Source organism: uncultured Pseudoalteromonas sp. (genome assembly GCF_963922945.1).
Classification (GTDB): Bacteria; Pseudomonadota; Gammaproteobacteria; order Enterobacterales; family Alteromonadaceae; genus Pseudoalteromonas.
In genome coordinates, this window is record NZ_CAWUKC010000061.1 from 1 (window position 1) to 24,774 (window position 24,774).

19 protein-coding genes are annotated in these 24,774 nt (G+C 41.6%); 14 read left to right on the plus strand and 5 right to left on the minus strand.

Annotation, left to right across the window (positions count from 1 at the left end):
• Positions 1-146: 146 nt before the first annotated feature.
• Together AABI99_RS12760 and AABI99_RS12765 are read right to left on the minus strand one after the other, a co-directional pair.
• A complete protein-coding gene (locus AABI99_RS12760) occupies positions 147-1,142 on the minus strand; it encodes a TonB-dependent receptor (protein WP_338366302.1) in 996 nt (331 codons plus the stop codon).
• A 33-nt stretch (positions 1,143-1,175) separates the two neighbouring features.
• Positions 1,176-2,219, minus strand: a complete 1,044-nt coding sequence (locus AABI99_RS12765) for a TonB-dependent receptor plug domain-containing protein (protein ID WP_338366284.1) — start codon at positions 2,217-2,219, stop codon at positions 1,176-1,178.
• Positions 2,220-2,444: 225 nt separating this feature from the next.
• Between AABI99_RS12765 and AABI99_RS12770 the strand changes: the two genes are divergently transcribed.
• The 5 genes from AABI99_RS12770 to AABI99_RS12790 all read left to right on the plus strand — a co-directional run bounded on the left by AABI99_RS12770 (position 2,445) and on the right by AABI99_RS12790 (position 9,611).
• The gene (locus AABI99_RS12770; protein ID WP_338366285.1) at positions 2,445-3,242 is read left to right on the plus strand and encodes a VOC family protein; all 798 of its coding nucleotides are present in this window, start codon (positions 2,445-2,447) and stop codon (positions 3,240-3,242) included.
• A 100-nt stretch (positions 3,243-3,342) separates the two neighbouring features.
• Entirely contained in the window at positions 3,343-3,708 is a 366-nt protein-coding gene (locus tag AABI99_RS12775) for a hypothetical protein (RefSeq protein ID WP_338366286.1), read from the plus strand.
• A complete protein-coding gene (locus AABI99_RS12780; RefSeq protein ID WP_338366287.1) occupies positions 3,705-6,038 on the plus strand; it encodes a fatty acid cis/trans isomerase in 2,334 nt (777 codons plus the stop codon). The genes AABI99_RS12775 and AABI99_RS12780 overlap by 4 nt, the downstream gene beginning before the upstream one ends.
• 358 nt (positions 6,039-6,396) lie before the next feature.
• Positions 6,397-8,121: a response regulator gene (locus AABI99_RS12785; RefSeq protein ID WP_338366288.1), complete on the plus strand. Its 1,725-nt coding sequence runs from the start codon at positions 6,397-6,399 to the stop codon at positions 8,119-8,121.
• Between the two features lie 77 nt (positions 8,122-8,198).
• Positions 8,199-9,611: an ATP-binding cassette domain-containing protein gene (locus tag AABI99_RS12790; protein WP_338366289.1), complete on the plus strand. Its 1,413-nt coding sequence runs from the start codon at positions 8,199-8,201 to the stop codon at positions 9,609-9,611.
• 36 nt (positions 9,612-9,647) lie between these two features.
• Here AABI99_RS12790 and AABI99_RS12795 read toward each other — a convergent pair whose 3' ends face one another.
• The gene (locus tag AABI99_RS12795; protein WP_338366290.1) at positions 9,648-10,526 is read right to left on the minus strand and encodes a TraB/GumN family protein; all 879 of its coding nucleotides are present in this window, start codon (positions 10,524-10,526) and stop codon (positions 9,648-9,650) included.
• Between the two features lie 667 nt (positions 10,527-11,193).
• On the opposite strand from AABI99_RS12795, the gene ilvG reads away from it, so the two are divergent.
• From ilvG to AABI99_RS12835, 8 genes are all read left to right on the plus strand, one after another.
• The gene (gene ilvG / locus AABI99_RS12800) at positions 11,194-12,843 is read left to right on the plus strand and encodes an acetolactate synthase 2 catalytic subunit (RefSeq protein ID WP_338366291.1); all 1,650 of its coding nucleotides are present in this window, start codon (positions 11,194-11,196) and stop codon (positions 12,841-12,843) included.
• Positions 12,840-13,082, plus strand: coding sequence for an acetolactate synthase 2 small subunit (gene ilvM / locus AABI99_RS12805; protein WP_338366292.1), 243 nt, complete (start codon positions 12,840-12,842; stop codon positions 13,080-13,082). The genes ilvG and ilvM overlap by 4 nt, the downstream gene beginning before the upstream one ends.
• Positions 13,083-13,187: 105 nt before the next feature.
• Positions 13,188-15,044: a dihydroxy-acid dehydratase gene (gene ilvD, locus AABI99_RS12810; protein ID WP_338366293.1), complete on the plus strand. Its 1,857-nt coding sequence runs from the start codon at positions 13,188-13,190 to the stop codon at positions 15,042-15,044.
• Positions 15,045-15,046: 2 nt separating this feature from the next.
• On the plus strand, positions 15,047-16,600 hold the full coding sequence (gene ilvA, locus AABI99_RS12815) for a threonine ammonia-lyase, biosynthetic (RefSeq protein ID WP_338366294.1): 1,554 nt from the start codon (positions 15,047-15,049) through the stop codon (positions 16,598-16,600).
• 144 nt (positions 16,601-16,744) lie between these two features.
• A complete protein-coding gene (locus tag AABI99_RS12820) occupies positions 16,745-17,731 on the plus strand; it encodes an ABC transporter substrate-binding protein (protein ID WP_338366295.1) in 987 nt (328 codons plus the stop codon).
• A gap of 63 nt (positions 17,732-17,794) precedes the next feature.
• Entirely contained in the window at positions 17,795-18,970 is a 1,176-nt protein-coding gene (locus AABI99_RS12825) for a methyltransferase (RefSeq protein WP_338366296.1), read from the plus strand.
• A 62-nt stretch (positions 18,971-19,032) separates the two neighbouring features.
• Complete coding sequence (gene can / locus AABI99_RS12830) at positions 19,033-19,692, plus strand: carbonate dehydratase (RefSeq protein WP_338366297.1); 660 nt, start codon at positions 19,033-19,035, stop codon at positions 19,690-19,692.
• A gap of 8 nt (positions 19,693-19,700) precedes the next feature.
• A complete protein-coding gene (locus tag AABI99_RS12835; protein ID WP_338366298.1) occupies positions 19,701-20,348 on the plus strand; it encodes an NAD-dependent epimerase/dehydratase family protein in 648 nt (215 codons plus the stop codon).
• A 68-nt stretch (positions 20,349-20,416) separates the two neighbouring features.
• Here the strand turns inward: AABI99_RS12835 and AABI99_RS12840 are convergent, their stop codons facing one another.
• Positions 20,417-20,680 (minus strand): accessory factor UbiK family protein, encoded by a 264-nt coding sequence (locus AABI99_RS12840; protein WP_338366299.1) that lies wholly within the window; start codon positions 20,678-20,680, stop codon positions 20,417-20,419.
• A gap of 160 nt (positions 20,681-20,840) precedes the next feature.
• On the opposite strand from AABI99_RS12840, the gene rep reads away from it, so the two are divergent.
• Positions 20,841-22,859 (plus strand): DNA helicase Rep, encoded by a 2,019-nt coding sequence (gene rep, locus AABI99_RS12845; RefSeq protein WP_338366300.1) that lies wholly within the window; start codon positions 20,841-20,843, stop codon positions 22,857-22,859.
• On the opposite strand, the gene AABI99_RS12850 is transcribed toward rep, so the two are convergent.
• On the minus strand, positions 22,852-24,774 hold a 1,923-nt coding region (locus AABI99_RS12850), incomplete at its 5' end, for a diguanylate cyclase (protein ID WP_338366301.1). The two genes, rep and AABI99_RS12850, sit on opposite strands and share 8 nt — an antisense overlap.

The following is a 24,774-nucleotide window of genomic DNA, read 5'->3' on the forward strand; positions in this document are numbered from 1 at the left end:
TCGCTATCCGTGAAGGTGGCCGTACTGTAGGTGCTGGTGTTGTAGCAACTATCGTTGAGTAATCAACTATAGTGATGCATTAAGCATTAAGAAAAACCCGAGCTTAGTCTCGGGTTTTTTTATTGTTTAATTACTTTAGCCTAAATCTAAAATGCATAGTTCCAAGTTAGATTTACAGTTCGGCCAGTGCCTGCAAAATAGCGAGTTGCCGATGGGTTTGTTTGCCCATAATAAGTGATGTAGTACTTATCTAGCAGGTTATCGATACCTAGGCTAAATGCACCATACTCAGCACTTTGATATTGCACTGATAAATCAACGGTTGTGTAGCCGTCAAATTCTTCACCAGTATTAAAGTCGCGGTCAAACACTTTATTAACTTGTAAGCGGCTAGACAAACTTGCTGGCCATTGTTGTTGCCAGTAAAGGTTTAACCGTGTCGGTGAAATATTGCTGCCGCCTAAGTCGCTCTCTACTTTATTGTCGCCATCACCGTCATATTGGCCTTCTGTATCAGCGTAACTTGCACCGAATGTTGTGCTGTTAGTTAGGTAATACTGTGCATTGGCTTCAAAACCTGAGATCTCAGTGCGTTCACGTTTTACACTGTAAATACCATCAGCATCAGCTTGTAAACGAGAGCCTAAGTCTGAGTCAGATTCAAAGTAGCTGGCTTTAATATTGAAGCTATCGCTTGCATATTCAAAACCTAATTCGCGGTTATCAGAAATCACAGGTTCTAGGTTTAAGAAACTTTCAACCGATAAGCCAGCTTGGTTTATACCACGCAGTACACGCCCCACATCGGCCATGCTAAAGCCTTCGCTGTAGCTTGCGTAGAAACGAAGGTCATCAGTCACTTGGTAGACAACACCTAAGTTCTCTAATAATTCGTTAAAGCTTGGCTCACCGCCTTCTACAAAGCTGCTGTTGTAAGATGCTAGGGTAGTAAAGTCATCTACTTTTAATTTGCCGTACTCGTAACGAACACCGGCATTGAAAGTCCAATCTTCTAAGCCGTCATAACGTAGCTGAGCGAATGGTGCGATGTTATTAAACTTGGTTCTTGGAACCCAATGACGACCTGTTTGCGCAAGCTCTTGGTATGTTTCGTCAGAAAGTAAATCGATACCGGTCGCAATATCAAACTGGCTGCTTAATAGGTTATCTTTATTCTAAGTAACGCGACTTCCAAACTTTTGTGACTTGTTTTGAGATTGGTCGTAAAGGTTTTCACCAAATTCAGGATCTTGGAAAGTACCAAATGTACCGCCGCCATACATTGCCGCAAAATCTTGCGTGAATAACTGAACTGCAAGGTTGCCGCCAGCGATATTAGTGTGGTTGTAATCAAGGGTGAAGGTTGTTACACGGTTGCGTGGTGCATCACCTTCTATATCGCCTTTTTCAGCTGATGTGGCAAGGCCTGTTGTTGGGTCACCATTAATAGCAACAAAATCTCCATTACCCTCAATTTTGTAGTGGTTCAGCATCGCTTGAATACTTTGTTCATTATCAAGCTGATATTTAACTTTTAAAAATAGGTCTAGGCTGGTTGAGTCTTGCGTATCACCTTGTGTGCCATCTAACCCAACAAAGTCTCCGTTACCATCGCGATACATACCAGTACTACGTGCCGATACACCGCCAATAAAACTAATATCATCAAGCTGTTGACTGAATAAGTAGCTGGCTTTATAGCTTTGGCTGTCGCTTCCACCGTCTGTCGGAGTGCTAAACCCTGCGCTCATTTGGTGATTAAAATCGCCTGCTGATTTTGTGATGATATTAATAATACCGCCGCTTGCGCCCATGCCTTGGATTGCATTAGCACCACTGATCACTTCGATGCGTTCGATCATGGCAGGATCAATTGTATTGCCGTCACGAGAACCATTACGCAACGGGTTCGACTGAGGTACCCCATCAATCATGTATAGCGGCTCACGGCCACGTAGTGTTTCACCTGCGCTAGTCATCTTTTGACGGCTTGGTGAAAAACTCGGTAATAAATTACCTAAAATTTGCGATAGATCTTGTGTATGAGTTAGTTGCTCTGCAATGTCTTCACTGGTAATAACGCTGATAGTTGCAGGTACAGTACTAACAGGTGCCGTACTACGCGTTGTAGAAACAGTAATACGCTCAATATCTTGAGCCTGATTTGCTAACGCAGCGATAGGAGTAAGTAAAAAAGGAAGCGCAAATTTCATTGACATCGTTAAATCGTTATATAATTGTTATTAAAAATTGTTCGTATTTATATATGTATTTATTACTGCAATCAATATTGTGTAAAGGCTATAAAAACTTGGTTTACTTTGGTTTTTCTGTAAGTGACTGATAATGATTATTTAATTTTTCTAAACGGTTATTTAATTAATTTCAAAAATAATTGGCAAAAAAGCCGCTTGTTGATTACCGTTAATGAAGGAGGAACTGCCATGACAAAAATAAATACAAAACACCCTGCGGGTACTTTCTGTTGGGCCGAGTTATGCGCAAAAGACTGGCAAGCTGCAAAGCAATTTTACACGCAACTTTTTGACTGGGGTTTTGATGATCAGCCAATAGGTGAAGACATGTATTACACCATGCTGCGAAAGCAAGGTGATGATATTGCCGCTATGTATCAACTGCCAGCAAGTATGAGTGAGATGCCAACCCATTGGTTATTATATATTGCTGTTGATGATGTTGACCAAAGCACTGAGCTGGCAAAATCATTGGGGGCAACGGTTTTGGCAGGGCCACATGATGTCATGACGGCAGGTCGAATGGTGATGCTGCAAGAACCTGGCGGCGCAACATTTGCCTTGTGGCAAGCGGGTGAGCATATCGGGGCTAAAAGAGTGCAAGAGCTTAACCTACCTTATTGGTTTGAACTTGTGTCGAAAGACATACAAAAAAGTCGCGACTTTTATTGTCAGTTATTCGGATGGCAGTTTGAGGTGAAACCCATGGAAGGTATGGACTACACCTTATTCACTATTGATGAGCAACCGATAGCAGGCATGCTCGAAATGACCGATGAATGGCCAGATGATATTCCACCGCATTGGATGCCGTATTTTGCGGTAGTAGATTGCGATCAGGCGGTTGCCAAAGCAACGCAGCTTGATGGCGCTATCTGTGTGCCAGCAATAGACATTCCAGATGTTGGGCGTTTTAGTGTGATTACCGACCCGCAAGGGGCTGTGTTTTCTATCATTGAATCGACAATGCATGATATCAAATTTTAGAACTAGGTTTTCAGTATTCGAGCGGCTATTTAGTCGCAGTATTTATATGCTTTTTTGCTATAATGGTGGATAAATACATGTCAGTCAGCAAGAGAGCACAATGGAATTTGAACAAGATAGCAAACTTACTTTACCGTTATTTATTTTAAATGAATCGCTAAGTGAGCGAGATGTTGAGAAGCCGGATTTGGAGATTTCATTTGCTCTTAATGATGAACTGCTAACGCAAATATGCCAAAACCCAGCACCTGATAGTAGTGTTGCGATTAGTTTAGACAATTTTGAATTAGAGGTGCATAGTCGCGAATTTAATGAGTTATTAGATTATGAGCACGATGCACACATCACGCTGACTCATGGTCCATTGCTCAGTGTGGTGTTGAATACTCAAAAACACGACAGCTTTGTTTCTCCGCAAATGGACATGATGCCGACCTTCGATTTGGGCGACGAGGATGAAGAATGAAAAAAGTTCTGATCAGCTCGTTAGTCCTTATAATCCTCAGTGGGTGTGCTTATTTAGGCAATGCTCACTACAACGACATGTTTGGTAATGAGCAAACGCAGCAGCGCATTGTGCCACATGATAGCGGTGCGGGTGCTGAGTTTTTACAAGAAGTGAAACCTGTACTAGATACACGCTGTGTAGTTTGTCATGGCTGTTATGATGCACCCTGTCAGCTAAAGCTTTCTTCACCTGAAGGAATAGATAGAGGGCTCAGTAAGGAACTTGTATACGACGGCACTCGCTTATTAGCCACAACGCCAAGTCGGCTATTATTCGATGCCCAAAACACCGAACAGTGGCGTAAAAAAGGCTTTACTCCTGTGCTTAATGAACGTAACCAAAGTGCAGAAGCTAACCTAGCCGGTGGGGTGTTATTTAATTCACTCGTTCTTAAACAAAGCGCACCGTTACCAGAGAATGAAATTCTTGATGATGAATTTGATTTTTCACTTAGCCGCTCACAAACTTGCGCGACTATGGGAGAGTTTGATCGCCTAGCCGCAGAGCAACCTCACGGCGGCATGCCTTACGGTCTTCCAGGTGTATCTAGCCAAGAGTTTTATCATTTACAAAAATGGCTCAAAGATGGTGGAAAGATGGCGCATATTAAACCGCCTACTAAAGTTGAGCTAACGAATGTAAAAAATTGGGAAGCGTTTTTAAACCAAGACAGCTTAAAATATCAATTAGCCGCACGTTATATTTACGAGCACTGGTTTTTAGCTCATATATACTTTGGCTCTGACGAGCCTGAGAACTTTTTTAAACTCGTTCGCTCTAGCACCCCTCCAGGCGAAGAAATTAAACTCATTAATACGCGTCGTCCGTATGACGACCCTAAAGTGAGCCGCGTTTATTATCGTTTTTTACACGACCGCTCAACTGTTTTATCTAAAACGCATTTACCGCTGAAGCTCGATGATGCCAAGTTGGCACGTTTGTATGAGCAGTTTATAGCTCCCGATTACACGGTCACTAAAATGCCAAGTTATGAACCTGAGTCAGCATCAAACCCTTTTAAAACCTTTGAAGTGATCCCTATTAATTCCAAATACCAGTTTATGCTTGATGAAGCTGAGTTAATTATTATGGGCTTTATTAAAGGGCCTGTGTGTCGAGGTCAAATTGCACTTAATGTAATTAACGATCACTTTTGGGTTGCCTTTGCGGACCCTGAAAAAGTTGCGACGCCAGCCGTAGAAGATATGTTGCTTCAGCATGAAGATGCACTTGAGCTACCAGCTGCAGAAGAAAGTAATGCCTTACCTATTTCTAACTGGGTTAAGTACTCAGTGCGAGAGAAAAAATATTTACAGGCCAAAGTTGAACTGGCTAACGAGATGTTTAAAAACGGAGAGCATTTAACTACCGACCTATTGTGGAAAGGTGAAGGCCATAATAAGAATGCTGCGCTTACAATATTTCGTCATTTTGACAGTGCCACCGTAGTGAAAGGGTTTATTGGCCAAGAGCCTAAAACAATGTGGGTGTTAGATTACGCGTTATTTGAGCGAATTCATTACTTACTTGTTGCAGGTTTTGATGTGTATGGAAATATTGGTCATCAGTTAGTGACGCGTCTTTACATGGACTTTTTACGCCTAGAGGGTGAGCAAAACTTTTTAGCCTTACTACCAGAGACAAAGCGCCATCAAATTAAGAAAAGTTGGTACAGAAAGTCTCCACCGAGCTTGTCTACTTTCTTTAAAAACAATCGAGAGTTTAGTCAACCAAGTGGTATTAAATATAAAACGGATAAGCCACAACATGAGTTGTATAGCTTAATTAAGCAAGCTTTAGCGCCAGTGTTGAGTGAGCACTACGATTATAAAAATGTCCCCACGCCATTGAATGCACTTAATGATATGCCTGCAAAGGCTATCAACTTATTGCCGCAAATATCGTATATTTTGGTGAAGCAAGATGATGAATCGCACAAAGCTTATACGCTCATTCATCATAACGCACATTACAATATTTCCAGCTTGCTAAATGAAGATGGTCAGCGTGCATATGATGAAGATACTGCTACGCTCGTTCCAGGTTTTATTGGCGATTACCCGGCAGCTATTTGGTATTTAAATGATCAAAATGAAGTGGGTGAATTTGCACAGCTATTACCAATGATGCAAATTGAAGCAGATTATGCTGCATTAAAAGTAAAATTTGGTATTCGTCGCTCACATCCAGAATTTTGGAAATACAGCGACATAATGCACCAAGTAGCTAAAGAGTATCGCGGCGTGGAATTTGGTATGTTTGACTATAATCGCCTAGAAAACCGATAACGAAAATGTAACTACGCAGGTGTTTAGGCTGCAGATATAATACATTTAGCCCAGTCATGTTACTGGGCTTTTTAATTATATAATTACTAAAGCTGATGTTGAGCTTTCTATATATAGGCTACACTTACACCAATCCGCAATAATATTTAATCATTTTCAGGGGCTAAACGTGTCGCTATCTGCGTTAAAAAATTCTCATTTACGACTGCATGGATGCAGAAGGTAGAGCAATGCAGGAGCAATTGCCGAGAATAACTAAATAGCGAATTTTTTGCCTTGCTATCAACACGTTTATCCATCCTCAAAATAGATCACTTAATTATGCTGATTGGTATTAAAATAAAAAAAGCGGCCTTGTATGTTTAAAATTATTGCTAATGTAAGACAGCGTTACCGATGGGCGCTGATTGCTATCGCTCTGTTGATAAGTGGCTCTGCGTTATTGCTACAGTATGGTTTTTCTGTACAAAAGTACGATGCTAAAATTATTAATATGGCGGGTAAGCAGCGCATGCTTTCGCAAAAAATTGCCTGGCATAGTAATGCACTTCTTTCATCACGAATTGATGTTGCAACTCATACCCAATCACTCGAATACTCTCTTGCACAATTTAAAACAGCTCATGAGGTACTACTTACCAAGCAAGGTAGTGGCTACCGTTATTTAACGCCAGAATTAGTAAAGTTATACTTTTCTGAGCCAGCTAATCTAGATAGCGAAGTGAATGAGTTTATTACTCAAGCTAGCTGGCTGCTGTATCAAAAAGGCGAAGTAGACACACAGGTACTTAGCGTAGCGCATGTAGAGAGCCTTTTAGCTAAGCTTGACCGCGCGGTTACTTTGTTTGAGCAACAGGCAGTAAAAAAAGTTAACCGTGTTTCTAATTTAGAATTGTTATGTTGGCTAATGGCCATGGTGTTATTGCTAATTGAACTAAGATTTGTGTTTATACCGATGGAAAAAGAGGTGGAGCGCACGCTAGCGGCACTTCAAAAGCAAAAGGACTTTGTAGCGCAAATGAGCCAAAACAAAGAGCACTTTATTGCCCGAGCAAGCCACGAATTTAGAACGCCTTTACAAGGCTTAATCACGTCGATTGATGAGCTCACCATTAGTACTGAGCAACAAAATATTAAAACGCAGGCTAGCTATTGTGCCATAAGGCTTTTGTCGATGCTCGATGAGCTTCAAGACCTGCAAGCACTAAGCACAGGTAAGTGGACGCCCATCCTTAAAAACGAAAACCTTTTAGAATCTGTAAATAAAGTCGTCCTTGCATATGAATATGCAGCGCAGCAAAAGGGGCTAAAATTAACAACGCATCTTAGTGACTCCCTTAACTGTTTTGCTAAGTTAGATCATCAGCGCTTCCAACATGTATTAACTGAGCTAATCAGTAATGCAATAAAATTTACTGATAAGGGCGAAATCGAAGTCTCGGCGAGCATGCGTAATTCTCAGTTACAGTTAACAGTGAAAGATAGTGGCTGTGGCTTTTCGAGCGAAATAACAGAACTAGAGTTTGACTCATTTAAACAAACTAACCACTTTCAAGGCTTAAGAACGGGATTAACACGGGCTCAGTATGTTGTTAAAGCGCTGCATGGCTGGCTTTCATTTAAAAACAACGCAGCGAGTGGCGCTCATGTTACGCTTAATTTACCGGTTAAAATTACTAACCAGCACACAGAAAAAGCAGTCGATAAAAACCTTTTTTGCCTTGTGGTTGAAGATAACGAGTTAAACACTTTGTTACTCACACGTATTTTGGCAACCTTAAGTGTGAACTATGAATGCGTTGTAAATGGCCTAGAAGCCTGCGAAAAGGTGGCTAAAACTCATTATGACGTTGTGTTTATGGATTTAAACATGCCGGTAATGGACGGTTTTGAAGCCACTAAAAAAATACGCAAAGAGCTAAATAAAACCATGCCCATAATAGTTGTTACAGCAAATACCTCAGCCGAAGACATGGACTTAATTTATGAGTATGGTGCGAGTGAGCATATTCATAAACCAATCAGTAGACAGGCTGTGGCTGATGCATTAGTAAATGTGTGCATAGCTAATGAAATAAATTAATACGCAATTAAATACGCTTGCTAAAGCAAATTACTATACGTTAAGTTGTTTATTTAGCTTATGGTGAAGGCTGTATTGTGCAACGTGTTGTGTTCGAAAAATTTAATGGTTACTTACAAGGGCTAGGTAAAAGCCGTTACACAATTAATGACTTAAGCTGGCAAATTAACGTGGGCGAACACTGGCTACTATTAGGTGCTAATGGTGCAGGTAAGTCGGCGCTGGGCGCAGCTTTAGTGGGTGAAGCTAAGCAACAAGGCGGTATCTTTAACAGCACATTTAATAATACACAGTTGGTTTCTTCTGATCTGCAAAAACAGTTAATCAAAAACGAAATTGAAAATGAGCACCGCAGCCTAGTAAACGATTTTATTTTTCCAAAAAACGGTGACTACAACCATGATTTACGTATTAAATTAGTTGATGCATTTAATTATAGTGCTTTATTGAGTCGGCATTTTAGAGACCTTTCTACCGGCGAAACCCGTAAGCTTTTGCTTATAAATGCGCTAAGCAGTAATGCAGATTTAGTGGTATTAGATGAGCCATATGACGGCTTAGATACGCATTCGTGTGCGGTGCTACATGCTTTGCTAGAAGGTCTAAGCTCTAAAATTAGTTTTGTATTTGTGCTAAACAGGATTGATGAAATCCCTGAATTTATTACTCATTATGCTTATGTAAATCAGGGGCAGTTACAGCAAGTACTAAATAGACCAAACGCAGAGCCGCGTGCCGACTTGCTTAAACTGCTGCATTTAACACATACATATTTAGACATACCCCAGCCTGATGAATCCCAAGCGCGTGCCGAGTGTGCCGGCAATATATTAGTCAAACTTAATAATGCGAATGTTAGCTACGCAGGGGTTAATATATTTAAGCACCTTACTTGGCAAATTAATAAACACCAACACTGGCAACTGAGTGGTAAAAATGGTTCCGGTAAAACCTGCTTACTTAATTTAATAACCGGCGATAACCCTCAATGTTATCGCAATGATATTCAAGTATTTGGTTTTAAGCGTGGAAGCGGTGAAAGCATATGGGATATAAAACAGCATATTGGCTATATTTCAAATGCGTTACACATGCATTACCGTGTGAGTATATCGGCTTTAAATACAGTTATTTCTGGGTTTTACGACAGCATTGGCTTATATCAAAAACCAGTAGAGTGGCAGGTAAATACGGCTAAGCAATGGTTAGCATTGATTGGGTTAAGCGATAAGCAAAATAGCTCATTTACGCAACTTTCGTGTGGCGATCAGCGCATGCTATTAATCGTGCGTGCTATGGTAAAACACCCCACGTTACTTATTTTAGATGAACCTTGCCTGGGGCTTGATGAAGCAAATAGACAGCGAGTACTCATATTAATAGAAAAAATTTGTGCCGCTAATACCAGCACCGTTATTTATGTAAATCACCATGCGGCAGACAAAATTAAAGGAATAGATAATTACTTAAAAATGGAAGATTTTAACTAAAGGCTGGGCTTGTTATACCCAACCTTTAGCACCACTTTATAGGCGAGTAATCGTGAAGCCTGCATCAGTTAACTGTTTAATTAAGCCGTGTTGCTCCGGTAAGTGTAGTGCACCGACAGCAATAAATAGCTTTTCGTTAGCTAAGCGAGGCACTAATTGCTCTACCCATTTATTATTACGGTTAACTAGCATAACTTGCTCGCTTATTTCACCGTAGTTACTATCGTCAAAACTCATGTTGTAGTACTGGGTAAGTGTATCCATATCACCATTTTTCCACGCGTTTACTAACTTAATAAAATAAGTATTAATATCAGCAAGCTGCTCAAACGTTTCTTCAATCATTTCATTACTTAGCAAGGCCATGCCATCAAACATTTGTAGTTGCTGCTCTAGCGTTTCTAACTCTCCAATCGTGATATTTTCCTTTTTAGCGTAAGCAAGTACTTGCTTGTCTATGCCCGTTTGATCAGAAAAGCCTGCATTTTGATACTCGATTTGCATCATAGTAACCATTACTGCCCATGGTTTGAGGCCATTAAACATAGCGATATCTATCGATTTTTTCGCAAAGTAATCTTTAAGCTTACTGTAGTTTTGTTTTGATAGCTCTGTTTGTAATGTTTTGCCACCTTTAAGCAGCATAAAGGGCATTGAACGCTGCTGCATTTGTAAAGGCGTGAGCTTACTAATATCTACCTCAACAATAACTTGTTCACTTTGATCTATAGCCTGAGTTACTTTTTCAGGTAAGCCTTTCATGCTGGCATCGCCTACATGAACTGTTCCAAACAAATACGAGCTAGTGCCGTTTTTTTCTACCTTGAATAATGCTGGTGCTGCAAAGCTATTAAAACTTATTGTTATAAAGAGGGTCAGTATAAAAAATTGACCCAGTCGAGAGAACGATTTCATGGTTTGTCCTTAAAGCAAATTGAGTTAATTAAATATTAGCGCAAATTAATGCGCTTTAATAAACCAATTTATTTTTTGGCGTGCTTAAAAGGTTTGAATGCACAGGTGTGGTGACAATATTGGTCACGGATGAAAAATCACTGTTTCGAAAACCCGCTTTATTTGTAAAGTGTTGAAGTAATTACCGCACAACTTTTTTATTTGTGAGTAATACATCAAAAATTAATCAAACCCGATATAGCTATTATGTGGTTAGTGAATTTGTTTGATTAAAAATTGGGTATAATTTTTTCATTTAAGTGTTTTTCTATGAATTTTAAATCCACTTAAAGTCGCTTTTTTATATTTTGTTGAATTGATTTGGGTGTTGACTTACTCGCCTCAGCGCGGTACAACTACATATACGCAGCGAAGAGTGTTGCTTCGTTACAAATGATTTAAATTTGGTATTAATTACATGCTTACAAATGCACTTAACCTAGTCCTGATTATTATCGTGGTGATTATTCCCGCGAGGGCTTCGTAGTGCTATAAACTTAAGCATTAAAAAGCCCTCCGCACCTAACCGTTCGGAGGGCTTTTTAGTTTTAAGCACAGAGTTTTTAAAGATTTTAGCTATAAGTTTAAGTAAGTAATTGGGTTGTCACTGAGGAATGAGGGGTTATTAATGACAGGCGCAGAACTAACAATTGATTTACTAGCCAAGCACGGCGTAAATGAGGTATTTGGCTACCCAGGCGGAGCTATTATGCCCATTTACGATGCGCTATATGGTGCGTCTGTAAAGCATTACCTTACTCGCCACGAGCAAGGTGCAGGCTTTGCAGCTGTAGGCTATGCCCGCAGCACTGGTAAGTTAGGGGTTTGTTTTGCTACCTCAGGCCCAGGCGCTACTAACTTAATAACAGCGCTTGCCGATGCAATGATGGATTCAGTGCCATTGTTAGCAATTACTGGCCAAGTACCGACTGCCGCTATTGGCTCCGACGCCTTTCAGGAAGTGGACGTGTTAGGTATGTCGCTTTCGTGTACAAAACACAGCTACATGGTAGAGCGAGCAGAAGATTTAGCCGAAATATTACAAGAAGCTATGCACTTAGCTCAAAGTGGTCGCCCAGGACCTGTACTTGTTGATATTCCAAAAGACATTCAAATGGCGCAAGTGCCTTTTAAGCCTTGGCTAGCTGCTGATGAATACTTACCCCAACTTGATTTAAACCAAGTGGCCATTGCAAATCAGTTATTAAGTGAAGCAAGGCAGCCTGTTGCGTATGTTGGTGGTGGCGTGCAAGCTGCAGATGCGCAAGATGAATTAATGCAGTTTTTAAATAAAACCCAAATGCCCGCAGTATCAACATTAAAAGCACTAGGCAGTGTATTGCCAGATTACGAGCACTACTTAGGAATGCTAGGCATGCATGGCACACAGGCCGCTAATATTGCAGTCCAAGAGTGTGATGTATTAGTGTGTATAGGTGCTCGCTTTGATGACCGTGTTACCGGCAACTTAGCCAAATTTGCAGCCAAAGCAAAAGTAATTCACTTAGATATTGATGCGGCTGAGGTGGGCAAACGTAAACCTGCTAAAGCGTCATTAATTGCTGATTTAAAAACATCATTACCCGCACTTGAGTGTGTTGTAACACCTAAAGCTTGGTGCGATAAAAATAAAGAAATGAATATTAAGCATGCTTGGCGTTACGATTACCCAGGCGAAAAAGTATTTGCCCCTTACTTACTGAACCAATTAAGCCAGCGTATGCCGAAAACAGGCGTGGTATGTTGTGATGTGGGTCAGCACCAAATGTGGGTAGCGCAACACATGAAATTTAGCCATCCGAGCAACCATTTAAGTAGTGGTGGCGCAGGCACTATGGGCTTTGGTTTACCGGCGGCTATTGGCGCACAAGTCGCGCGCCCAGATGATTTTGTCATAACGGTGTCGGGCGATGGCTCAATCATGATGAACATCCAAGAGCTTGCCACTATCCGTCGTAATAATTTACCTGTAAAAATACTGATATTAGATAACCAACGCTTAGGCATGGTTCGCCAGTGGCAAGAGCTATTTTTTGAAGGCCGCTACTCTGAAACCAACCTGTCAGATAACCCTGATTTTGTTCAATTAGCCGCAGTATTTGGTATTCCTGGGCAAACAATAACAAAGGCCAACGAAGTAGATGATGCAATTACGGCATTGGTAAATAGCGAAGGGCCGTATATTTTACATGCCTGTATAGATGATAAAGAAAACGTATGGCCGCTTGTACCACCTGGGGCTGCAAATGACGAAATGATTACGGAGAAAGCACAATGAAACACAGCTTAACAATTGCATTGAAAAATCAAAGTATTGCGGTGGAGCGCTTTTTACGTGTTGTGCGTCACCGTGGTTTTGACCTTACGCATTTTCAGCTTAATACAGATGAAGCTCACTATACGATAGCAATGACGGTAGATAGCGACAAGCCTGTTCATTTATTAATCAGTCAGCTAAACAAGTTGGTCGACGTGCAAAAAATCAGCTTAGAAAATTTACAGCAACAAGCAGTGTAACTGCTACCAAAACATATTTACGCGTTACTGAATACAGCATTCAGTAACTCAACAATTTTTAGAATGAGGAATGCCCGCTTACACAGCGGCAAAACAGAGGTAACTATGGCTAAATTAAGAAGTGCAACAACAACTGAAGGACGTAAACGTGCAGGCGCACGTGCATTATGGCGCGCAACAGGCATGACCGACACCGACTTTGGTAAACCGATTATTGCTGTAGTTAACTCGTTTACGCAATTTGTACCAGGACATGTGCATCTTAATCAACTAAGTGAATTAATGGCAGAAACAATCACACAAGCCGGTGGTGTTCCAAAAGAATTTAACACTATTGCAATTGATGACGGTATCGCAATGGGCCACGGCGGTATGCTTTACTCACTGCCTTCGCGTGACTTAATTGCAGACTCTGTTGAGTACATGGTAAACGGCCACTGCGCTGATGCGATGATTTGTATTTCTAACTGTGACAAAATTACTCCAGGGATGATGCTTGCCGCGCTGCGTTTAAATATACCGGTTATTTTTGTATCGGGTGGTCCAATGGAAGCAGGTAAAACCAAGCTTGCTAACATCGATATTAAGCTAGATTTGGTTGATGCTATGGTAAAAGGCGCAGATGATACCGTAAGTGATGCTGATTCTGAGCAGGTGGAGCGCTCTGCGTGCCCTACCTGTGGCTCGTGTTCAGGGATGTTTACTGCTAACTCAATGAACTGTTTGTTAGAGGCAATAGGTCTTGCGCTACCGGGTAATGGGACGACGCTTGCAACTCATAAAGATCGAAAGCAACTGTATGTAGAAGCCGGTGCTCGCATTGTTGATTTGTGCCGTGAGTATTACCAAAAAGATAATCACGAGGTGCTTCCTCGTGCCATTGCTAACCGCACCGCCTTTATGAACTCTATGGTGGTTGATATTGCTATGGGTGGCTCATCAAATACGGTATTGCACCTATTGGCAGCGGCGCAAGAAGCTGGCGTGGATTTTGACATGTCGCACATAGATGAGCTTTCTCGTAAAACCCCATTTTTATGTAAAGTGGCGCCTGCCACAGCACAATACCATATTGAAGATGTTCACCGTGCTGGTGGCATGATGGCGATAATCCGTGAGCTGGGTAAAGCGGGTTTAGTTGATTTATCGGTAAACCACGTTGCGGGTATGACAATGGGTGAGCTTGTTAAAAAATGGGATGCCACAGATCCAGATAACGAGGCTGCACAAAAGTTTTATCGTGCAGGCCCTGCGGGCATTCGCACAACAAAAGCAATGAGCCAAGAATGCCGTTGGGATGAGGGCGATAACGACCGTGAAAACGGCTGTATTCGCAGTGTTGAGCACGCATTTAGACAAGATGGCGGCTTAGCTGTACTTTCAGGAAACTTAGCCGTTGATGGCTGTATTGTAAAAAGTGCAGGCGTTGTTGATGAAATGCTGCATTTTGAAGGCACAGCTGTAGTGTACGAATCACAGGATGAGTCGGTTGAAGGTATTTTAAACGATGAAGTAAAAGCGGGCGATGTTGTGGTTATTCGCTACGAAGGCCCTAAAGGCGGCCCTGGTATGCAAGAAATGCTATACCCAACGAGCTACTTAAAATCAAAAGGTCTTGCAGAGAAATGTGCTTTGATCACTGATGGTCGATTCTCAGGGGGGACTTCTGGTTTATCAATTGGTCACGTATCGCCAGAAGCGGCAAGTGGCGGCGCTATTGCGTATGTTGAAAATGGCGACAAAATTATTATTGATATTGCAACACGTGCAATCACCCTGGCATTAACTGATGAAGAGCTAGAAGCGCGTAAACAAAAGCAATTAGCTCGTGGCAAGCAAGCTTACAAGCCGCTTGACCGCGATCGCTATGTATCATCGGCATTAAAAGCGTATGCATTACTTGCAACCAGTGCTGATAAAGGCGCAGTACGTGATTTAGCCAAATTGGAGGAGCTTAGCTAATTATGGTTTCTCAAGAGCTCGATTATTTTCGCGCGATTATCCAGGCAAATATGGAACCATTAGCCAAAGTCACTGAGGTCAGCGAAATGGCTGCCCTTAGTGATAAATTAGGCAACCATGTTTGGTTAAAGCGTGAGGATCAACAGCCCGTGTACTCGTTTAAGCTACGCGGTGCCTATAATAAATTAAATAAATTACCCAAAGGCTCGGTAGTCATTACGGCCTCAGCGGGTAATCATGCGCAAGGTGTGGCGCTCAGTGCTTCACACCTTGGGCATAAAGCCACGATTGTTATGCCCGTTACCACACCTGAAATAAAAGTAAATGCGGTACGTGCACTAGGCGGTGAGGTAGTTTTACATGGCCATCATTTTGATGCTGCAAAGGCACACGCTCTTGAATTAACAGAGCAGCGCAATGGCGTATTTGTCCCACCTTTTGATGACCCCGATGTGATTGTTGGGCAAGGCACGGTAGCCCGTGAGCTTATGCAACAACTTAACGAGCTTGATGCGGTATTTATCCCTGTAGGTGGCGGTGGTTTACTGGCGGGTATGGCGGTTTATATCAAGTCATTACGCCCTGATATAAAAGTGATTGGCGTAGAAGCTGAAGAAAGCGCATGTTTGCAAGCTGCGCTTAAAGCGGGAGAGCCTGTTGAGCTTGAGCGTGTTGGCAGTTTTGCCGATGGCGTGGCGGTTAAAATCATTGGCAGTGAAACATTTCGCTTAGCACAAAAGTTTTGTGATGATGTTGTCACCGTTAGTGGCGATGAAATTTGTGCTGCTATGCAAGATATTTTTGTCTCTACTCGCGCTATCTCGGAGCCTTCAGGTGCATTGGCAACCGCAGGGCTTAAAAAGTGGAGCCAGCAATCGGGCTTAAAAGGATTACATTTAGCAGCGGTGTTATCAGGTGCTAACTTAAACTTCGATCGCCTACGTTATGTGGCTGAGCGCACTGCGCTGGGTGAAAAAAACGAAGCGCTACTTGCGGTAACGATTAAAGAAGAAAAAGGCAGCTTTAAGCAGTTCTGTGCCTCTTTAGGTGGTCGTGCTATTACCGAGTTTAACTACCGTTATGCAGGTCCAGGCGAAGCGCAAATATTTGTGGGTATTGCATTGCGCCAAGGTGAGCAAGAGCTCAACGAGTTAAAACAAGACTTAACTCACAACGGCTATCATTTTTGCGATTTATCAGATAACGAATTGGCTAAATTACACGTACGTTATATGGTAGGGGGCAAAGCACCAGAGCAGTTGCACGAAAGGTTATTACGGTTTGAATTTCCAGAATACCCAGGAGCGCTAGCACGCTTTTTAGATACCCTAGGTAGCAATTGGAATATTACTTTGTTCCACTACCGTAATCATGGTGGCTCAATCGGAAATGTTCTGGCGGGCTTTGCTATTGAGCCAAGCCAATTTGAGATGTTTAACGAGCACTTAAACCGTTTAGGTTACAGTGTGCACGACGAAACTCATAACCCGTGTTTTACGCAGTTTTTAACCTCTCAACCACAAAGCTCAAAGGTGGGTGATTTAGTCTCAGCTTAAGCGTTTTATAAGCAAGTATGCGCTTAGGCATGCTTGCTTTATTGTGTGTTTTAAATATAGTTACATCTAATGACTATTATTTGGAACACTCTGTTGCTTATTAAAGGATTAATACTTGCAAGCTTGCTTTTTTGCAGCCAACTAATGGCTCAAGAATCAGTCACTTTACAACTAAAATGGACCCACCAATTTCAGTTTGCCGGCTATTACATGGCTCAGCAAAAAGGCTATTACAAAGACGCCGGACTTAATGTAACCATACGCGAAGCTAACCCGAATATGCCTGACACTTTCACTCCAGTCGCAACTGGAGAAGCTCAGTTTGGCGTAGCGCACTCGGGTATTTTGCAGCAAAGAATAAACGGTCAACCTTTTGTGGCTATGGCTGCTATTTTTCAGTTTTCTCCGTATTGTTGGATGGTAAAAGACAGCTCTGATATTTTTCACCCTCGCGACTTTACTGCTAAACGTATTACCGAAGTAAGTAAAAAAGACAGTACTGAGCTGCTAGTTATGCTTAAACGCAGCGGTATTGATATTACTACCTTAGAGGTATACGAAGGCGATGAGCCTGCGCTGCAAGCGTGGCAAGAAAACAAACTTGATGCAATGCAAGTGTATGTCACAACTCAGCCTTATTTTATGACACAGCAAGGAGCACCGCACCGGCTTATATGCCCGCAGCGCTATGGTATGGATGTGTATGGTGACGTGTTATTTACCAGCGAGTCAATGCTTAAGATGCACCCACAAACAGTCGAAAAGTTTTATCAGGCGAGTTTAAAGGGGTGGCGTTATGCCATGATGAATATGGATGAAGCCATTACTATTACTCAGCAATTTTATGCGTCAAACAAAAGTTTTCATCAGCTAGCTTATGAAGCTGAAGTTATGAAGGACTACGTGATGCCTCCGACGACCCATTTAGGGAATATGTCGATGGCTAAATGGCGTTTAATAGCAGATTATTATGGCATAAAGCAAACGCAGTTTGACGAACACAAGGCTGGGTTCGTTTATAAATACCAAGAACCAGAGCAATTACAACTGTCGTGGATGCTAATAGCTGCTTTTATTGTAAGTATTATTTCGATCCCCCTTTATTTACGGTTAATACTCGGTAAAAAATAACCACTTAATGCAGCTCTGCACAACTGATATAATTAATCGTCCTTTTTATTACTTTAAGTTGTTATGAACCTAGCTGAGCAATTTGCAGCACTCGATGCCGTGTTAATGCATACCCGCGAATATTGGCAATGTACTGCGTTTGATTTTGATGAATTACCGTGGCCTGAGCTGCAAGCGATGTTGCATAACTTACCAGATGAAGATGTTGTAAGGCTTGATAACGATCAGCAACAGCTGTATCAATTTTTTAGCCCCCTTATTGCAGGTGTTGAGCAGCTACCTGAACTCTGTAATTTGCCGAGCAACCAGCAACAGCGCGGTGAATACCCGTTTTGGATAAGTAACGGTATTAAAGGGCGTAAGTTCGAGCAACTGCAAGACTTTGTTTCAGCATTACCACATACGACACAACCTGTTTTAGAGTGGTGCGCAGGTAAAGGACATTTAGGACGCATGCTTGCTTTTAATGGCGCGCAAAGTGTGCGTAGTGTTGAGCTACAAGCACACCTATGTGAGCAAGGCCAGCACAGCGCTAAGCAGCAAGGTTTAGCTATGCAATTTAGCCAAGCAAATGTGCTTGAGGACGATATAAGCCACTTTTTTAATACAGATACCCATGCAGTGGCTTTACATGCGTGTGGCGCTTTGCATCAAACATTTATGCAACAAGCGAGTAAGGCAGGAGTTAAACGTATTAGTTTTTCGCCGTGTTGCTATCATTTATTTACTCAAAACAATTACCTAGCAATGAGTGAGGCTGGGCAAAGTAGTCAGCTTAATTTGACACATCGCGATTTAAAATTGGCATTACAAGAAACTGTGACCGCGCCATCTCGTGTAGCTAAAATACGAAAAACTGAGGTGGAATGGCGCTTAGGGTTTGACGCACTTCGAAAGTCACTCACTCATGAGCAATATTACGTGAGTGTGCCTTCGGTTAACAAAGCCATGTTTTCTGGTACCTTTGCACAGTTTTGTGCTTGGGCGGGCGACAAAAAGTCTCTAATTATCCCTCAAGATACTGATTACAATAAGTTTTTAGTAATAGGTAAGGCGCGTAAAAAAGTAACTGAGCGAATCGAACTGGTTCGACATGTGTTTAGAAGAGCAATAGAGGTTTGGCTTGTGCTCGATCGTGCTTTATATTTGCAACAGCAAGGCTATCACGTTTCTGTTACTACTTTTTGCGAGAAAAAATTAACTCCTCGCAATGTTTTGATTCTTGCAAACACCGACTAAAAAGGCGCTCATTACTTGTCTTTTCTGGGTGTAATTTTTAGCCCGTCCTACTAAGAGATACAATGAGAAAGCTAAAAAATTTATTCGAAAACAATAAACGATGGGCTGCACGTACCACAGAGGCGAACCCTGAGTTTTTTAAAATATTATCAATGCAACAAAATCCAGAGTACTTGTGGATTGGCTGCTCAGACTCTCGGGTCCCTGCAAACCAAATTGTTGACTTACTTCCCGGTGAATTATTTGTACACCGTAATGTAGCTAATGTCGTGGTACATACTGACCATAACTGTTTATCGGTAATGCAGTACGCGGTAGAGGTACTTAAAGTAAAACATATTATGGTGGTTGGCCACTACGGCTGTGGCGGTGTTCAAGCGGTATTAAATAATGCTAAATTTGGTTTTATTGATAACTGGTTACGCCATGTTGGTGATGTAAAAGAAAAACACCTAGCGCAGCTTAATACAATGGATGAACAGCAGCGTCTAAGCCGCTTGATTGAACTAAATGTTATAGAGCAAGTGCGGAATGTGTGCAGAACAAATATAGTGCAAGATGCATGGGATAAAGGGCAAGAGCTCACAATTCATGGGTGGGTATATGGGTTGGAAAACGGTCATTTACACGACTTATCATCGGTTGTCACCTGCGCTGATGAAGAAAGTGATGTATATAATAAGGCTGTTACCCAAGTATTCGCTACAGCCGGCTGTGGGTAATTTAAGCAATGAGTAAAACGGCGATAATCATTGGTGCAACAGGGGTTGTTGGGAGTGAGCTTTTAACGCTGCTACTCACAAGCTCGGAATTTAGCCGCGTGATTGCTATAACTCGCCGGAAGTTGGATTTTGAACATGCCAAGCTGACTAATCAGGTTATTGATTTTAATTGTTTAACTAACTACTGCACGTTATTTAAAGGGGATGTGCTTTTTTCGTGTTTAGGCACTACCAAAAAACAAGCGGGCTCTATCACGGCACAGCGTAAAGTTGATTTTAATTATCAGTTTATTGCGGCGCAAATGGCTGTAAATAACGGAGTAAGTCATTATTGCTTGGTGTCGTCAAGCGGTGCTAATGCACATAGTGTGAGCTCTTATTTAAAAATGAAAGGCGAGCTTGAGCAGCACGTAACATCGCTTGGCTTTGCAAAAGTCAGTATATTTCAACCGTCTTTATTAATTGGTGAGCGACGCGACACGCGAATAGCGGAGCAAATAGGCGCATGTGCTTTACCTATTTTAACGCGGTTGCCTTTTTTAAAGCGTTATAAGCCCATTACCGGCAAGCAAGTGGCGCTAAAAATGCGCGCCGTAAGTTTAACTCAGCAACAACCACTGCAATACTATGTATTAGATGCACTTTTTAAGATTTAGTGGATGAGTAATAAAGCAAAAAGCAGCCAAGGCTGCTTTTTTGTAACTGAGTTTGCAAAAAATATGGATTACTCGTCGTTATTCTTAGCATTTAATTGTTGCTCTAGTAACACAACTTTTGCTTCAAGCTCAGTGAGCTTTTCGCGGGTACGAATTAGTACTTGGCTTTGTACATCAAACTCTTCGCGGCTAACAAAGTCCATTTCGGCCAGCTTATTTTGTAAAACTTGTTTGGTTTTACCTTCTAATGTATCTGCTAGATTTTTTACACCTTGCGGCATGTTGTTGGTGATTTGCTTAGCAATTTCTTCAAGTTTTGCTGGATTGATCATAATCGTCCCTTGCTGTTGCCCTAAATGATAATGGCTAATATTACCTTATACCTAACATATTTAATACATGATCACCCCAATGGAATTAATTAATCTAATGGCTATGCCTGTATCTGTGGTTACGGTAAAATTACGTGCCTTTTAAATCTCCTTGGTCGTTATGAAACTCAATCCTAAACAAGATGAAGCCGTAAAATATATTAGTGGTCCATGCCTAGTACTTGCAGGTGCAGGCTCAGGTAAAACGCGTGTAATCACCAACAAAATTGCATATTTAGTACAAAAATGCGAGTACAAGGCACGTAATATTGCTGCAGTAACGTTTACCAACAAAGCGGCCAAAGAAATGCGCGAGCGCGTATTACAAACACTCAATAAGCAAGAGGCAAAAGGACTGTGGGTATCAACCTTTCATACTCTAGGGCTGGAAATAATAAAAAAAGAGCTTAAAACGCTTGGTTTTAAAGAAGGCTTTTCACTGTTTGATGATCAAGATACGAATCAGCTGTTAGGCGAGCTAACCGAAGATGAGCTTAAAAAAGACAAAGATCTACTTAACCTATTAAAAATGCAAATAGGAAGCTGGAAAAACGAATTAATTTTGCCAGAGCAAGCTATACGTGAGGCGCGCGATGCACAAAAGGCGTTATTTGCGCAGCTTTACGCTCGTTATCAAAATCAGCTGCGAGCGTATAACGCACTGGACTTTGACGATTTAATTATGATCCCCACCTTATTACTGAGTAGTAACGCCACCTCACGAGAGCGTTGGCAACAGCGGTTTAGGTATTTGCTGGTGGATGAATATCAAGATACTAATACTAGCCAATACCAGCTTGTTAAGTTATTAGTAGGCGAGCGAGCGCGTTTCACTGTAGTAGGGGATGATGACCAATCTATTTACTCATGGCGCGGTGCGCGTCCTCAAAACTTGGTACTGTTAGGTAAAGATTACCCAGGTCTCAGGCTAATAAAACTTGAGCAAAACTACCGCAGTGCCCAGCGAATCCTAAAAGCAGCAAATATTTTAATTGCCAATAACCCGCACGATATCGAAAAAAAGCTATTTAGTGAGCTTGGTTACGGTGAGCCAATTAAAGTGATTGGCTGTAGAGATGAAGAGCATGAGTGCGAGCGAGTTGTTGCTGAAATAATTTCGCATAAATTTATGAAGCGCACCAGCTATAAGGATTACGCTATTTTGTATCGCGGTAATCACCAGGCACGCGGTTTTGAAAAATCATTAATGAGTAACCGTATTCCCTATAAAATTAGTGGAGGTATGTCGTTTTTTTCGCGCTCAGAAATTAAAGATATTATGGCGTATTTACGCTTACTGGTTAATCAAGACGATGATAACGCGTTTTTACGCATTGTTAATACGCCGCGTCGCGAAATAGGTACAGTTACGCTTGAAAAGCTTGGAACGCTTGCAAACGAAAAGCACCAAAGTTTATTTGCCACTTGTTTTGATAACGATTTAGGCTACCGCCTTAAAGGACGTGGCTTAAATGCGCTTTCAGGGTTTGCACGTTGGGTTGTTGAGCTTTCTGATAACGCGGTACGAAGCGATACGCTTGAAGCAGTAAAAGACTTAGTGCGTAATATTAACTATGAAGCGTACTTATATGAGTCATCGCCAAGTGCTAAAGCAGCTGAAATGCGAATGAAAAACGTTTCTGAGCTGTATCGTTGGATCACTGATATGCTCACAGGCGACGCTGATAATGAGCCAATGACCTTGCCTGAAGTGGTCAGCAAATTAACACTTCGCGATATGTTAGAGCGTAACGAGGAGGAAGATGAGTCAGATGCGGTACAGTTACTGACTTTGCATGCCTCTAAAGGTTTAGAGTACCCATATGTGTTTATGGTCGGCATGGAGGAGGGGCTGCTACCTCACCAAGTTAGCATTGACGAAGACAACGTAGATGAAGAGCGACGCTTAGCGTATGTGGGCATTACTCGAGCTCAGCAAGAGCTGACCTTGACGTATGCAAAAATACGCCGCCAGTTTGGCGAAACCTCGCAAACCGAGCTAAGTCGCTTTGTACAAGAGTTGCCACAAGATGACTTAGCGTTTGAAAACAAAAAAGCGCCGAGCTCACAAGCAGAGCGTATGGAAAAAGGCCAAGCACGAGTTGCTAACTTAAGAGCGATGCTTAAAAAGCCTAGTTAATAAACTGCGCGGCGTTATTGTTGGCCGCTACAGGTTCCGGTAAGCCTTGCTGCTTAGCAACAAATAAGTTAAGCCCGTATTTATCAAGCAAGGCTCTAAAGTTGAGTATAGAAGGCCCTTTAGCAATAACCTTAATCCCTTTAAGCTCAGTGATGGCTAGTACGCCTTGTAACTGCAAGTTAAAACTTTCTTGTTGTAATACGCGTTTACTAAAAGTTGAGCTAAGTAGTACATAGTCGAATGAAATATCGGTCAGTGCATTTAGCTCACAGCGATCTTTTGCAAAGTTATTTAGGCCAATGCTGTAGCCAAGCAACGAGAGCTTTTTAAGGTTTTCTAGCTGAGTGGCACAGGCGTAACGTATTTCTTGGTCGTCAAACAATAAACACAGTTGGCTTTGCCCTTGCAGTTTACTTAATACCTCAGTAAATAAATTAAATTCAAGCGCTTCTAAAAGTAACCCTGAGCAGGGCAACAACACCATGGCTACATTTGCTGCTAAGCCATGGGCGTAGGCGTGTTGTAATAGTTCTAATTCAACTTGTAGGTGCTGCTCTTTATCAGTAGCAAACTTTTTCAGCACTTCAAAACTGGTATAGCCTAATACAGGGTGTTCACCAAAGGCTTCGAACAGTGACTCTGATTGTTGTTGCTCATCAAAGTTTATAATATCTGCACTTCTAAAGCTCATCGGCAGTGAATCTAAATGATGTTGTGTTGAAGACTCAGCATTGGTTAGTGTTTGTGTTAATAATGGGTGGAATAGCTCATACCGGTCGCGCCCTGCATTTTTAGCATAATACATAGCAGCGTCGGCATCGCGAATAATTTCATCTGTATGCTGATAGCTTGAATTTGAGTACGTTATACCAATACTTGCACCACTTTGAATGCAGGTCCCTTTACTGCAAAACGGTTTTTTCATTATATTGATAATGCGATTGGCTACATCTTCTGCTTGTTGTAGCTCTGTTAAGTGGGTAAGCAAAATAACAAACTCATCACCACCAAGGCGAGCGAGTAAATCGTGTTCGCGAATACAGTGGGAGAATAAATCAGCCACACTTATTAAAAATTGATCGCCGGCATGGTGGCCTAGTTGATCGTTTATATCTTTAAACTTATCTAAATCAATAAATAAAACAGCAAAGTGATGTTCAGGAAAACGATGATAATGCTGCAATGTTTTCTCTAGCTGGGTTAAAAATAAGCTGCGATTAGGGAGACCCGTTAATGAGTCATGGTGGGCATCGTGATAAAGTTGTTGCTCTATCTTTTTACGCTCATCAATCTGCATTTGTAAATGTAGGTTAGCTTTTTGCAGCGCTTTTGTTTTTTCGTTTACTCGATACTCTAGCTCTTGATGACTAGATTTAAGTGCTTGAGTGGCTAACTTTGTTTGTAAAACCGTGGCAATTTGATGCGATACAAATGTAATAAGCTCACAGTCATCTTTACTGAAAATATGATTATCATTATACGCTTGGCATGCAATTAAGCCGATAACACCCTGCGATGTTTTAAGCGGTGCACCCAACCAGCTGGTAGCCATTTGCTCTTCTGGTATAGCTTGAGTGCGCTGTACTTGACCGCTTTCTAATAGCTCCTTGGCTCTACAGGGGTGAATAAGCTGGGTTTGTTCGCTACTAATAACCAGTTCGCTATAACCTTTTGCAAACTGCCTAGGCTCGGTGTTGTCTTTAAACTCATCCACACAGTACGGGAAGCTAATCCACCCAGTCTTTTTGTTATAAAGTGCAATGTATAAGTTTTCTGCGTATGTAATGGTCTTTATTATTTGATGAATTTTTACATAGGCATCATCTAAGTTTTTTGCCTGAGTAGCGAGTTCCGATATTTTAAACAAAATTTGTTGGCGTTGTAGTGCGCGTTTTCGTTGTTCAATTTCTAGGTT